This window comes from Dolichospermum flos-aquae CCAP 1403/13F (assembly GCF_012516395.1).
In the GTDB taxonomy this organism is placed as follows: Bacteria; Cyanobacteriota; Cyanobacteriia; order Cyanobacteriales; family Nostocaceae; genus Dolichospermum; species Dolichospermum lemmermannii.
Genome location: NZ_CP051206.1, coordinates 826,438 through 840,101 on the forward strand (window position 1 = coordinate 826,438; position 13,664 = coordinate 840,101).

A 13,664-nucleotide genomic window follows, 5' to 3' on the forward strand; every position below is an offset into this window, starting at 1 on the left:
TATTGCCCTAAAAAATCTAATTTTTCATTTTTAATAATTACCCAATCTTCCGAGATCCAGAAATCTTCGCTAAAGCATCTTGAAACGCGGGTGGTAACTGCCGCATAATTTTCCCCTTTTCCCGATCTAAAGCCACTAACGTCACCTGAGCAGTAATGTATAAATCCTGACCATCAGGAGAAACAAGGGTATAGTGCCAGTTCATTCGCACTCCAGTCACCTCAGCCATCCGTGTTTTTACTAAGACTGACATCCCTAACTGCACTGATCGATGATAACGGATTGATAACTCCACCACAGGCAAATCACAACCTAACGCCACTAAATCAGCAAATTCAATGCCAATAGAACGCAAACATTCTACCCGTGCTTCTTCCATCCAGGTCAAATAGGTGCCATGCCAAACAATACCTGCATAGTCCGTGTGGTGAGGTTGCGCCCTAACTGGATATTCAAACCAATTTTCAAATGCAACATTAGTTACACTCTCAATGGCACTAGTTGGTGGTAGTTGGGGTTGATTTGTATCTTTAGACATATTAATAATTTTTACAAGCAGCAGATTTCTAAAAAACAGATAAAACTTTGTAAACTGTTTCTAATTCTACCAGATTGTCAAGACGTTGCGTCAAACGCCCATGATTCAGAAAATTTGAGCAATACTGGTACATGACGGAAGATCAACAGAACTTACAAAAATGACGATTCAACCTACAAATACAGCATTATTAGATTGGACTGGTGATACTTTAGCCATTGGCTTATTTGAAGACGCAGTAGAGTTAACTGGTGATCTTGCCAGCTTAAATGATAAATGTGCGGGAATTGTCCAAGAAGTTATTGCCGAAGAAGAATTTACAGGTAAGGCAAATAGCATCATCGTCATTCGCTTAGGTGCGACTTATGCCGTGCGGAAGCTGATTTTGGTGGGTTTAGGGAAACCAGACGCGCTGAAATTAGAAAATTTACGCCGGGTTGCGGCTACTGTAGCCCGAACCGCCAAAAAGCAAAAAACCAAAACCCTGGGAATCAGTTTACCACTGTGGAACAATGATCCAGCCGCCACAGCCCAGGCATTGACTGAAGGCATAGAATTAGCACTTTACCAAGATATTCGCTTTAAATCTGAACCAGAAGATAAAAATCCCCAGATCGAAACTATTGATTTACTTGGTTTAGCAGGACAAGAAGCTGCTATTGCCCGTGCTAATCAAATTGTTTCTGGTGTGATTTTGGCGAGACAGTTAGTAGCAGCCCCAGCTAACGCGGTTACATCTATTACTATGGCAGAAACTGCCCAAGCGATCGCTCACGAACACGGGTTAGAACTGGAAATTCTCGAACAGGAAGAATGTGAAAAACTAGGTATGGGAGCATTTTTGGGAGTTGCCCAAGCTTCTGATTTACCACCAAAATTCATTCACCTTATCTACAAACCAGCCACCACACCGAGACGGAAACTGGCAATTATCGGGAAAGGTGTAACTTTTGATTCCGGTGGTTTGAACATTAAAGGGGCTGGTAGCGGCATTGAAACCATGAAAATGGATATGGGTGGTGCAGCCGCAACTTTAGGCGCTGCTAAAGCCATTGGGCAGTTAAAACCAGATGTAGAAGTTCACTTTATCTCCGCCGTCACCGAAAACATGATTAGCGGTAAGGCTATGCACCCTGGAGACATCTTAACCGCATCAAATGGCAAAACCATCGAAGTTAACAACACCGATGCTGAAGGGCGATTAACCTTGGCTGATGCCTTGGTTTATGCTGATAAATTGGGTGTGGATGCGATCGTTGATTTAGCTACTCTCACAGGTGCTTGTGTGGTAGCTTTGGGTGAAGATATCGCTGGTTTATTTACACCAGATGATGCGGTAGCTTCCCAACTGCAAACAGCCGCTGATAGTGCTGGTGAGAAAATTTGGCGGATGCCGATGGAAGATAAATATTTTGACGGGTTAAAATCGGGTATTGCTGACATGAAAAATACCGGACCTCGTTATGGCGGTTCAATTACTGCGGCTTTATTTCTCAAGCAGTTTGTCAAGGATACTCCTTGGGCGCATTTAGATATTGCCGGACCAGTTTGGGCTGATAAGGAACATGGCTACAATGGTGCTGGGGCAACTGGTTTTGGTGTGAGAACACTGGTTAGCTGGGTTTTAAGTTAGTTTAATTTCATCTCAACAGGGCGGGGTTTTCCCGCCCTTACCATAAATTAAAAAATTGTGAGTCAGGGTGTGAATTGTGAGTTTTGATAATGTCTGTAAAATCCTAGCGGAAAAATATCCCCTTGATTTTGCCAACTGGTTATTACCTGAAGAAGTCGAAAAGATCAAAGTCTTAAAAACCGAATTAAATTTTAGCAGGTTTACGATTCGAGAAAAATCTAATTCGTCAATTATTGAGTGAGGATATTATGCAAGAATCTGTAATTTACCAGGATATTTTGCAAAAGGGTGAACAGAAAGGAGAACAAAAAGAAGCTTTTCGTTTCCTGAATCGTCAATTAAATCGGCGGTTTGGGGAAATGGATTTATCCATCATTGAACGGATTCGTTTATTACCTACTGAACAATTAGAAATATTGGGAGAAGAGTTTTTAGATTTTTCAGGAATATCTGATCTAGTTAATTGGTTAGATACACACCTCCCCAGAAGTTTATAAGGTTTTTTCCAGATTCTCGATTTTTTGAGATTTTAGCAGGTTTGCGATTCGAGAAAAATCTAATTCGTCAATTATTGAGCGAGGATATTATGGAAGAATCTGTAATTTACCAGGATATTTTGCAAAAGGGTGAACAGAAAGAAGCTTTTCGTTTTCTGAATCGTCAATTAAATCGGCGGTTTGGGGAAATGGATTTATCCATCATTGAACGGATTCGTTTATTACCTACTGAACAATTAGAAATATTAGGAGAAGAGTTTTTAGACTTTGCAGGAATATCTGATTTAGTTACTTGGTTAGATACACATATTCCCAGAAATTTATAGGATTTTTTCCAGATTCTCGATTTTGGTTCATTCCCATACTCCGCGTAGGAATGCAGACCCAGAGGCTCGGTCTCGAAAATACGAGGTAGAACCTCTAGGAGAGAATTCCCAGTCTGGAGACTGGGAACGAGGAACTCTGGACTATCAAATAGAAATTAATGGCTGATTTTCTAAACTTTTATCTTTCAATGTTCCAGGTACAGAGATACCTAATAAAATCATATTACTTGTCATGTAAGACAATAAAGTAGACCACAATAAATGATTATTATGAAAATACCAAGCTGCAATTAGTAAGGGGATAAAACCCACTACAAAAGATAATAATACCGCATTACGTAAAGTTGCAACTTCCTTTAAACCAATAAAGTAACCTTCTAGCATAAGAGTAATGGCAGTAATTACTAAAATAGGCAGTAACCAAATGGTATATTGATTAATCTCTTGATTCACTTCTGTGTGATTAGTTAATAATCCAAATACCTGATCAGGGAAGAAAATAGATGTCCCGGCAAAACCTAATGCAATCACCACACTAGTCACTAAAGAAACTATTAATAAAGGGATGATCTGTTGAGTATTGTCTTTGCTTTTAAAATTCGCTGTCAGGGTTTGCATTGTTACTCCTACCCCTTGAATTGTAAACTGACTCAAAAGAGCAATTTGGAGTAATAAACCATTTTGCGCTAAAACAGTTGTTCCCATGGTTGCACTTAAATTAGTAAAAATAGAATAGACAGAAACTAATACTAAAAACCGAATCAAAATATTACCTTTTAACGCAAAAGTTTCCTTTAAAGCTACCCAATCAAATAATTCTTGAATGGCTGCTGGTACAGCTTGCCAAGGAATAGTAAAAAACATCCATATTAAACCCACGATTAAAGCTAAATACTGGCTTAATGCTGTTGCTAAACCTGCCCCTACACTTGCCCAACCCCATTTAGAAATCATCAAATAATCTAACAATACATTAGAACCATTACCGACAATTGACATTAATAGCATCACCCAATTCATTTCTCTACCTAAAAACCAACCAAATAAAACAAAATTGAGGAGGACAGCAGGTGCGCCCCAAATTCGCGCATAAAAATAATCAACTCCAGCAGATTCAATATCTGAAGAACCACTCAAAATGAAAAAACCAATTTTTTGTAAAGGATATTGCAATAAAACAATAATTAACCCCACTAGTAAAGCAATTAAACCACTCCGTAAACCAGCTAAAATTACGGCTTTATCATCATTTTGACCAACAGCTTGAGCAGTAATAGCATTAGTGCTAGAACGCATGAATTTTAAGACTCGATAAAGATAATCAAACAGAATAGTGGCTAAAATTACTCCTGCTAAATGTCGAATATCCGTTAAATGCCCTAAAAAAGCAATATCTACCAAACCAGCCAAAGGAACCATCATATTTGCAAGAACGCTGATGCTTGCCAGTCGGTAAAATCTGCCTAAAAAATTGTAGTTACTGGGGACTGTAAATCTCATTTTTGTTGTTTGGTCTGCTATAATTTCAGTCTATTATCATCTAGAAAACGCCTTTATAGTAATTAGCAAGGGGTAGTTCATTCACATATTTTCCGGTGAACGGTAAAAGAGCATAAAAAAGCTTTAACCTTACCGTTGTCAGTCCTATTCAAAATACCTATATGCTTAATTAGGTATCGTTATATTTCAATTAATGCAAGCTCCTGAATTCTTTTAGTTGCAGAAAAAATAGATTTTCTTATGCTTTTTTGAGAATTCTGAATTTTTAAGTATTGCAATCTGATAAAATTTGTAAGGTTTCTATAAGCTCTGAGCAATGGGATCGACTGGTGTAAGGATCGCAATTGACGCAATGGGGGGAGATCATGCACCCGCTGAAATCGTCGCCGGCGCACTGCGGGCGCGAGAGGAATTGGGTGTAAAAATATTACTGGTTGGAGATCCCCAACAAATCGAGGCTGTAATGCCGCCAAAGACAACTATGGCGGATTTGGAGATTGTTCCTGCCGAGGAAACGATCGCTATGGATGAAGATCCTCTCAACGCAGTTAGACGCAAGCGGAAATCTTCCATCAACATAGCGATGGATTTAGTTAAAAATCAACAAGCAGATGCTGTATTTTCTGCTGGACACTCTGGGGCAGCCATGGCCTCAGCTTTGCTACGCTTAGGAAGATTACCGGGAATTGACCGCCCAGCAATTGGCACAGTATTCCCCACCATCAAAGCAGGCAAGCCAGTAATGATCCTGGATGTCGGTGCTAATGTAGACTGTCGCCCTAAGTTTTTAGAGCAGTTTGCAGTCATGGGTTCAATTTACAGTCAGTATGTTTTGGGAACAGAAAATCCCAAAATAGGTTTATTGAATATTGGCGAAGAAGATACTAAAGGTAACGAAGTAGTTCTTCGCGCCCACCAATTGTTACGGGAAAATACTCAAATTAATTTCACTGGTAATGCTGAAGGGCGTGATGTATTGTCCGGTGAATTTGATGTGATTGTTTGCGACGGCTTTGTGGGTAATATTTTATTAAAATTTGCCGAAGCAGTTGGCGGAGTAATTCTGCAAATTCTCCGAGAAGAATTACCCCAAGGGATACACGGTCAAATCGGTACAGCGATTTTAAAACCCAACTTAAAACGCGTTAAACAGCGCATGGATCACGCTGAACATGGAGGCGCTTTGCTTTTGGGTGTCAGCGGTATTTGTTTTATTGGTCATGGCAGTTCCCAAGCACCATCTATTTTTAGTGCCATTCGCATGGCTAAAGAAGCCGTAGATAATCAGGTGTTAGAAAGACTCCAATCCCAATATCAAATTCTCCAAAATGAAAGTAGTTAACTATTACTTCTCAAAAGTAGAGATATTCCGCTAACAGCCATTTGTCACTTGTCATCCAGTTTTAGATTGCGGATTTTAGATTCATAATTACTTTTATAAATCTACTGTTTTTGATCTCAAATCTAAAATTGGGATTGTCATTGGTACTCGTTATTAATGCTTACAAACAAGACAACTGACAATTTACAAATGACAATTGACAATTGAGGAAAAAAAGAAGTGCAAAATTTTTTTAACGGTGGTATAGCAATTACAGGCAGTGGTTCAGCAGTCCCAGCAACTTGTTTACACAACCAAGAGTTAACTCAACTGGTAGAAACATCAGATGAGTGGATTGCCTCAAGAACAGGAATTCGTCAAAGACGGTTAGCGTTGCCCCCTGACTCACTGGCATCATTGGCCACTGCGGCTAGTCAACAGGCCATTGCTGCCGCCGGGATCACAGCAGCAGACATAGATTTAATTTTATTGGCCACATCCACCCCTGATGACCTATTTGGCACTGCTTGCCGTGTTCAAGGTGAATTAGGTGCTACCAAAGCAGTCGCCTTTGACTTAACCGCCGCTTGTTCTGGTTTTGTCTTTGGTTTAGTTACAGCCGCACAATACATCAGAACAGGTGTTTATCAAAATGTACTCTTAATTGGGGCTGATATCCTCTCTCGGTGGGTAGATTGGCAAGATAGACGCAGTTGTGTGTTATTTGGTGATGGGGCTGGGGCAGTGGTATTACAGGCTAATAAGAGCGATCGCCTATTAGGATTTTGCCTCAAAAGCGATGGTTCTCAAAACAATTGTCTTAACCTGTCCTATAACGCCTCTACCACAGAACTGACACCAGATATTCATGTATCTACAGGCAAATATCACCCCATTACCATGAACGGCAAAGAAGTCTACCGCTTCGCTGTGCAAAAAGTCCCAGAAGTAATAGACAAAGCCCTGTTTGCAGCTAATCTCAAAGTTGAAAATATAGATTGGCTAGTATTACATCAAGCAAATCAAAGAATTATCAATTCCGTTGCTGAACGCTTAGAGATTCCCGAACATAAAGTGATCAGTAATGTATCCGACTATGGTAACACCTCCGCCGCATCTATCCCTCTGGCGTTAGATGAAGCAGTGCGAGCCGGGAAAATCAAACCCAATGATATTATTGCTGCATCTGGTTTTGGTGCCGGTCTTTCCTGGGGTGCAGCCATTTTTAAATGGGGAAGATAAACAATTCAAAATTGAGAATTAAAAATTAAAAATCAGAAAATTAATAACAACGAACAACTGACAACTGTACGGGCGAAGCATTTGGAGAACTATTTTTGGCAATGACCGATAATTTATCTTCCAAATGCTTCGCCTCTACTGACAACTAACAACTGACAAAGAACAAATGACTAAAACTGCATGGGTGTTTCCCGGACAAGGTTCTCAATCGCTGGGAATGGGAATAGACTTGTTAAATCTACCATCTGCCAAAGAAAAATTTATTCAAGCTGAGGAAATTTTGGGCTGGTCTGTCACAGATATCTGCCAAAGTGATATTGAAACCTTATCACGGACACTTTATACCCAACCTAGTTTATATGTAATCGAAAGTATTATTGCTGATATTTTGCGGGAAAAAGGACAGCAACCAGACCTAGTTGCAGGTCATAGTTTAGGCGAGTATATAGCCCTTTATGTGGCTGGTGTGTTTGAATGGTCTGCTGGGTTACATTTGGTAAAACGACGGGCAGAATTAATGGATAGTGCTGCTGGGGGAATGATGGCCGCACTAATGAACTTTGACCGAGAAGAATTAGAAAAAGTTATTAGCGAAACACCTAATGTAGTTTTAGCAAATGATAACAGTCCTGCCCAAGTTGTTATTTCTGGAACTCCCGAAGCTGTACAGGCTGTCATGTCACAAGTCAAAGCTAAACGCGCTATTCCCTTAAAGGTTTCGGGCGCATTTCATTCACATTTAATGAAAGCAGCAGCAACAGAATTTCAACAAGTTCTCGATTCAGTAATTTTTCAGTCAGCAACCGTCCCAGTTTTGTCTAATTTAGATCCAATTCCGGCGGTAGCAGCGGAAACTTTAAAACAGCGTCTTTCTCAACAAATGACAGGTCCTGTGCGTTGGCGAGAAATTTCTTTGCAATTATCAGAAAATGGCATTGAGAAAGTTGTGGAAATTGGTCCTGGGAACGTCTTAACAGGTTTGATTAAACGGACTGCAACTGGCTTGATTTTAGAGAACATTCGTAATGCTGAGGAGTTACCTGAATAGGTAATTGCACAAATTAATTCACAATTAAATAAGTCATTATGTAGATGAAATTGGCAACATAACCTTTCTATGATGTCTATTTTTATTGTCTCAAAATTTATTTGATGAACTTCATTAATTTGTCAGGATTAAAGTAAGATAACGCCAAAAAGTCAACCTTGTACTTAGGGCTTGCTGAGTAAAGCTAGAACCGCTTCTCAATAAGGGTTTCGCGGATTTTGACAACAAAAAAGTGCAAGGATATGGCATTTAGAGCCTCAAAATCCTTGCATTTCTATGGAAAATCAGGGGGTGAATTTGGAAACCAATCTCCCAAACCACCATTTTTAGCACTGTGTTGCATCTAGGTTCGCTTTGGGTACTTATTCAGCAAACCCTACTTAAAATTGCTCAAAACTTGGACTAATAACCCTGTAAAGAAAACTACAAAGATTCATGAATACACTTGCACAAAAAACTTGGATGACCCAAGCAGAATATGCTAAAAAGCTGCGTCCTTTACTACCACCAGAGGCATTTCTCCCTGATACCAATAAACTCTGGATTCTTTTAATTAATCTAGCAATTATGATTCTGGGTTGGGGAATCGCCAATCATCTTGATGACTGGAATTGGTATTTTCTTTGGCTGTATTTGCCATTAGCATTAGTGATGGCTAATAGTGTGATTGTTCTCCTATTTAGCACCCACAATTTGCTGCACAGCCGCACGGTTAAAAATCCCTGGTTAAGACAAGTAATTAGTTTATTGGGACTTACAATGTTATGGATGCCACCAACTTTATGGAAGGCTATACACAATCGAGAACATCACAATAAAACAAATTCTTTACAAGATCCAGATCGCAATTATTTGGACAGTCAACCTAAAAATTGGGGTAAATGGATTCAGAATGCTTTTGTGCCTTCGGCTGAGGTAAATCCTATTTTATTATTTATAGGAATGGGTCATGCTTGGGGAGTTCACGCATTTCGTAATCTCACCTCAGTTTTATTATTCAATAATAGTAAAGCCGAATATCCTGTGGTGGCTTTTACAGTTAGTGGGAAAGAACGACGAGCAATAGCACTAGAATTATTAATGATTGTCGGCATTCATGCGAGTATCTTAACCTACCTGGAATTCCATCCCATCAAACTGCTTCTTAGCTACTTTTTACCCATTTGGATAGGCTATGCAGGGTTGATATTTTATATCTATACTAATCATATGTTATGTCCCATGACAAGTGTAAATGATGTGCTGATCAATAGTCTCTCTATTCGAGTTCCTAAAATATTTGATCTCTTACATTTAAACTTTTCTTATCACACTGAACATCACATTTTTCCCGGCATAAATTCAGATTACGCGCCAATGGTGCAAGCACTATTACAAACACATTATCCTGAGAAATTTAATTTGTTGAATGCTGGCAAAGTATGGGAATTGATGCTGCAAACACCCAGACATTACAAAGATGATAATATCTTCACAGATTGGTCGGGAAACAAATCTGTAGATTGTCCAATCTTATGCACAAATCATCTAAGTGATGATAGTAAGTAGGGATATCCGAAACGGCTGAGATTTGAACTTTATAACCAAAGTTTACTAAAGTAAACTCAACAATTTAAAAAATATTGTGCTTATTTAGTCATCAAAAGACAACTTTTGCTATCAGACTGGGAATATGGCTTACGCCACGCTGCGCTATCATTCCCAGGCAAGCTATGAGTACATTGAGGGTGGGGAATTACGCAAAACTGTTAAAGTAAATCAAAAATGATGAAAAAAGTTGACATACAACTGGGATATATGTCAAGTTTAAGGTAAAAATATTACCATAAGCATCCTTACTGAAATAACTTTCGGTTATGAAAAAAGCTGTCTACTGGATAATGGGTGAAAGGGCAGGACGAACCATAGTTGGGACTTGGAACTGGTTATGGGGAATGCCTGTAGAGTCTGGTGGTAAAGTGGCTGTAGCAGTTGCTGAAGAATCTCTTCAGTCAATGCAAGAAGCCGTTCAGAAACTAGCGGGAGCAGTTGCGGCTCAAGAGGGCGCATATAAGACTGCTAAACGCAAATATGAGGCAAAAATTACAGAATCCAAAACTCTAGAGCAACAAGCTATGATTGCTCAACGTAGTGGTAATGAAGAAGCTGCGCGAATGGCCATGAGTAAGCTAATTCAAACAGAGCAAATTTTGCCCAAACTGGAGGAAATGGTTAAACAAGCAGAAACTTCGGTCAAAGCTTCTAAGGATAGGCTCAACCGGGAGCGCGTAAAATTAGAAACCTACAAATCTGATATGCAGAACATCAAGGATATGTCAGAGGTAAATGAAGCCCTGGCTATGATTGCTAAAGTCAATAATGAATTTGACATTGGTTCGGCTAAAAGTGATTTTGAAAAGGCTAAAAGTGCGGTTGAACGTCGGAATGTGCAGACAGAAGCTTTAGCCGAATTGTCGGAAAACCCAGCGGAAAAACTCCAGGCTGAAATCGAAAACATGACTTTAGACGACGAAGTTGCCCGTCGCTTACAAAGGTTACAGGATTCTAAACCTAAACAACTACCAGAATAATTAGGAATTTATGAGTCAGAGAAGCGGACCGCCTCCTATTGTTTTTATTTTGCTATTTTTAGGGCTTTTCGGTGGTGGTTACTGGTGGTTTTTCATGCGTAATCCTGCCCCAAATCCGACAGCTACGCAGCCAGAAAGTAATTCTCCTGCTGGTGCGACCTCTGGGACTTTCCCGCTACCAACGACAGTGGCTAGTGGTACGACTGTCAAAATAGACGGTTCTACGAGTATGGTGACAATTAACCAAAATCTCAAAAATGGCTTTGAGAAACAGTTTCCCGGTACGAAGGTGGAAGCTGTGGGGAATGGGACGGATAAGGGAATTCAGGATCTCTTGGCTGGTAAAGTTGATGTTGCGGCAGCTTCTAGACCATTGACAACACAGGAGCAAAGTCAGGGATTAAAGGCTGTTACTGTAACACAAGATGCGATCGCTTTGATGGTCGGTACAGCAAATCCTTTTAAGCAAGGATTAACCAGTAGTCAAATTGCAGATATATTTCAGGGAAAAATTAATAATTGGTCAGCCGTGGGTGGTTCAGCCGCAACTATCCGCGTCATTAATCGTCCAGCAATTAGTGGCACACATCAAACTTTTAAAGAATTAGTCTTAAAAGGAGCTAATTTTGGGACTACACCCAATATTACGACCTTACCCCAAGATGCCACAACTCCCTTAGTTCAAGCTTTGAAAAAAGATGGTATCGGCTATGCGACTTTTGCTCAAGTTGCTAATCAGCAAACCGTGCGAGTCGTGGCTATTGAAGGCTTGACTCCAGAAGCGGCTAGTTATCCCTATAAACGTTCACTGTATTATATCTATAAAGACCCTGCTAGTGCTGGAGTGCAAGCATTTTTAGGTTATGCTACTTCACCTCAAGGACAACAGGCTTTAACGGTAGGAAACTGATGTAGGCAAAATCAGCAGTTAGATTTGGGAGTTAGAGGTTAAAATAAGTTCTGACTCCTGAATTCTGACTTTTGGATTCTATTTTATTTATATTATCTTCCGTGACTAGAACTCGTGAACCCTTAATTAGTTTGGCACTGTATCACGCCTTTAAGTGGTCGGTAATTAGCCCTTTGCTGCACACATATTTTCGCGGCAAGATTTATGGTGCGGAAAATGTCCCCCAATCTGGACCTGTAATCATAGTTAGCAATCATGCTAGTTACTTTGACCCCCCGATAGTTTCTACTTCTGTGCGTCGTCCAGTTGCTTATATGGCTAAAGAAGAATTATTTAAAGTTCCTGTTTTATCACAAGCCATTAAATTATACGGTGCGTATCCTGTAAGTCGCGGTAGTGCTGACCGCAATGCTATCCGTTCCGCTTTAGAATATTTAGATAATGGTTGGGCTGTGGGTGTGTTTTTAGAAGGTACACGCACCCCAGATGGTCGCATTCATGACCCCAAAAGAGGTGCAGCCCTCCTCGCAGCCAAGGCCAAAGCTCCTTTTTTACCTGTGTGTTTATGGGGAAGTGAGAAGATTTTACAACCGGGTTCTTCTTTACCTCGTTCTGTACCTTTGACTATTAGAATTGGTCAATTAATTGACGCTCCCAGTTCTACTAAGAAGGAGGAATTGGAAAGAGTTACTCAAATGTGTGCGGACGCAATTAATGCCATGCACGATTTGGGTAGGTAAGAATTTATTATAGGGCAGGCAAGATGCCTACCCCACAAGAGTTTTCAGTATACATAATAAATGCGTGCGTTTTTATGTAAGTTAATTATCAAATTCAGCCTAATGCAACCCGAAAATTTACAAGTAGGTTTATTTGGATTAAATCATTCTAATAGAGATTTTTCTCAAAGAGAAAGTTGGGGCAAGAATCAATTTAATAATTCTTTTCCTGCATCCTTAGCTTGTTATATGTATCAGAAAGGTTTAAAACTCAATTATTTAACCTTGGACAAGCAGTTAAAAATTCAGCATCAAGAAATAGATATTTCTCAAATATTTGGTATCACTCCTCTTTCTGATCATTTATTCTTCTCCTTTGAAAGTGACTATGTACCCAGGGCAAGCGCATCTTATTTTTAGAATGCTTACTGGACAAAGGTTTTGACGATTGTTAATTTTTGTAACTAAAGGTTGAAACCCTTGCTGGGCATGGATTACAGAATTTAGGTGCGTTTGCCCTGACTATGTACCTTATAGAAAAATAGTTGTTGGTAAATTACCGCGAGTTGATTTAGTAACCCATGATCTTAGTAGAGATAATGCTTGTTTACGAAGTATAGAAATTAAATTAACTGCATTACCTGATAATTCCACTTATCGGTTACCAGATCATCAATACGGCTGTGAAATTGTTACCAGACCAGATACTATTGTCTATCTTGCTTTGAGTATTGCTCATGAATTTGAAAACTCAAGAGATAAATTACTCAATTATCTTCAACCGGTATGTAGTCAAATTGAAGATTGGTCAAGTATCCGTCAGGTATTGCCTTTTATTCCTCAAATTGTAGATAGTTTAGATACTTTAATAAGTGAAAATATAGCAATTCAATCTCCATTGGTCATGCAACCAATATGGAAAACGGTAGGTAAAACTTCCAAGCTTTATCAAAACTGTTTAGATATTTTTGTCTGGAGTAACTTTGGTTTTACCCGGCTTTTCTTTGATATCACTAAAAGATTAGCTAAATCAGAAGAAACTATCCAAAGACCTATGCGTTCTGTGGTCTGGTTGGCAAAAATGTTATATGAATTTGCTCTTGTTGGTAAGATAAATCATAAATTAGTTATTGATACATTAACCTATAACACTAAGAATGATAAAGCCTTTGCTTTAAGTGGTTCTAATACTCGTCCTTATATGACTTGTGATAATTTGGTTAAACCCAGGATTACCAAAGAAGAAATTAAAAATATCATTTTAGGAGGAGGACAAAACTTTTTAAGTCCTGAAAGAAGATTTGATGCTATTATTTTCAGCAATCCAGAAATTTTTGATGATAGACTAAAAGAAATTTAA

Annotated in this window: 13 protein-coding genes and 2 pseudogenes; 13 read left to right on the forward strand and 2 right to left on the reverse strand. The window is 39.2% G+C overall.

The genetic code is table 11. The features are described from left to right. Positions 1 to 37: 37 nt before the first annotated feature. Positions 38 to 538: an acyl-CoA thioesterase gene (locus HGD76_RS04240; RefSeq protein ID WP_148763466.1), complete on the reverse strand. Its 501-nt coding sequence runs from the start codon at positions 536 to 538 to the stop codon at positions 38 to 40. A gap of 160 nt (positions 539 to 698) precedes the next feature. Here HGD76_RS04240 and HGD76_RS04245 point away from each other — a divergent pair, with 160 nt between their 5' ends. From HGD76_RS04245 to HGD76_RS04255, 4 genes and pseudogenes are all read left to right on the forward strand, one after another. Continuing rightward, positions 699 to 2,171, forward strand: coding sequence for a leucyl aminopeptidase (locus HGD76_RS04245; protein WP_168695053.1), 1,473 nt, complete (start codon positions 699 to 701; stop codon positions 2,169 to 2,171). 76 nt (positions 2,172 to 2,247) lie between these two features. Beyond that, complete coding sequence (locus tag HGD76_RS26185) at positions 2,248 to 2,412, forward strand: hypothetical protein (protein WP_407644799.1); 165 nt, start codon at positions 2,248 to 2,250, stop codon at positions 2,410 to 2,412. Continuing rightward, positions 2,360 to 2,668 (forward strand): annotated as a pseudogene (locus tag HGD76_RS04250) (DUF4351 domain-containing protein); the annotation flags it as partial. The gene HGD76_RS26185 and the pseudogene HGD76_RS04250, both read left to right, overlap by 53 nt. A gap of 20 nt (positions 2,669 to 2,688) precedes the next feature. Then, positions 2,689 to 2,994: pseudogene (locus tag HGD76_RS04255) on the forward strand (DUF4351 domain-containing protein); the annotation flags it as partial. Positions 2,995 to 3,138: 144 nt separating this feature from the next. On the opposite strand, the gene gntT reads toward HGD76_RS04255, so the two are convergent. Then, positions 3,139 to 4,494, reverse strand: a complete 1,356-nt coding sequence (gene gntT, locus HGD76_RS04260; RefSeq protein ID WP_168695055.1) for a guanitoxin biosynthesis MATE family efflux transporter GntT — start codon at positions 4,492 to 4,494, stop codon at positions 3,139 to 3,141. Positions 4,495 to 4,810: 316 nt separating this feature from the next. On the opposite strand from gntT, the gene plsX reads away from it, so the two are divergent. The 9 genes from plsX (at position 4,811) to HGD76_RS04305 (ending at position 13,664) form a co-directional block, all read left to right on the forward strand. Then, positions 4,811 to 5,836, forward strand: coding sequence for a phosphate acyltransferase PlsX (gene plsX, locus HGD76_RS04265; protein ID WP_168695056.1), 1,026 nt, complete (start codon positions 4,811 to 4,813; stop codon positions 5,834 to 5,836). Positions 5,837 to 6,055: 219 nt separating this feature from the next. Further along, positions 6,056 to 7,057 carry a beta-ketoacyl-ACP synthase III gene (locus tag HGD76_RS04270; protein WP_015078293.1) on the forward strand — a complete coding sequence of 334 codons (1,002 nt, stop codon included), beginning with the start codon at positions 6,056 to 6,058 and terminating at the stop codon, positions 7,055 to 7,057. 166 nt (positions 7,058 to 7,223) lie between these two features. Further along, positions 7,224 to 8,105 carry an ACP S-malonyltransferase gene (fabD, locus tag HGD76_RS04275; RefSeq protein WP_168695057.1) on the forward strand — a complete coding sequence of 294 codons (882 nt, stop codon included), beginning with the start codon at positions 7,224 to 7,226 and terminating at the stop codon, positions 8,103 to 8,105. Between the two features lie 435 nt (positions 8,106 to 8,540). Continuing rightward, positions 8,541 to 9,653, forward strand: coding sequence for a fatty acid desaturase family protein (locus HGD76_RS04280; protein WP_168695058.1), 1,113 nt, complete (start codon positions 8,541 to 8,543; stop codon positions 9,651 to 9,653). A gap of 308 nt (positions 9,654 to 9,961) precedes the next feature. After that, a complete protein-coding gene (locus HGD76_RS04285) occupies positions 9,962 to 10,675 on the forward strand; it encodes a PspA/IM30 family protein (RefSeq protein ID WP_168695059.1) in 714 nt (237 codons plus the stop codon). 10 nt (positions 10,676 to 10,685) lie between these two features. Further along, the gene (locus tag HGD76_RS04290) at positions 10,686 to 11,585 is read left to right on the forward strand and encodes a phosphate ABC transporter substrate-binding protein (RefSeq protein WP_168695060.1); all 900 of its coding nucleotides are present in this window, start codon (positions 10,686 to 10,688) and stop codon (positions 11,583 to 11,585) included. A gap of 101 nt (positions 11,586 to 11,686) precedes the next feature. Next, positions 11,687 to 12,325 (forward strand): lysophospholipid acyltransferase family protein, encoded by a 639-nt coding sequence (locus HGD76_RS04295; protein WP_168695061.1) that lies wholly within the window; start codon positions 11,687 to 11,689, stop codon positions 12,323 to 12,325. A 102-nt stretch (positions 12,326 to 12,427) separates the two neighbouring features. Next, positions 12,428 to 12,724, forward strand: coding sequence for a HindVP family restriction endonuclease (locus HGD76_RS25785; RefSeq protein ID WP_267904326.1), 297 nt, complete (start codon positions 12,428 to 12,430; stop codon positions 12,722 to 12,724). Between the two features lie 73 nt (positions 12,725 to 12,797). Next, the gene (locus HGD76_RS04305; protein ID WP_267904367.1) at positions 12,798 to 13,664 is read left to right on the forward strand and encodes a HindVP family restriction endonuclease; all 867 of its coding nucleotides are present in this window, start codon (positions 12,798 to 12,800) and stop codon (positions 13,662 to 13,664) included.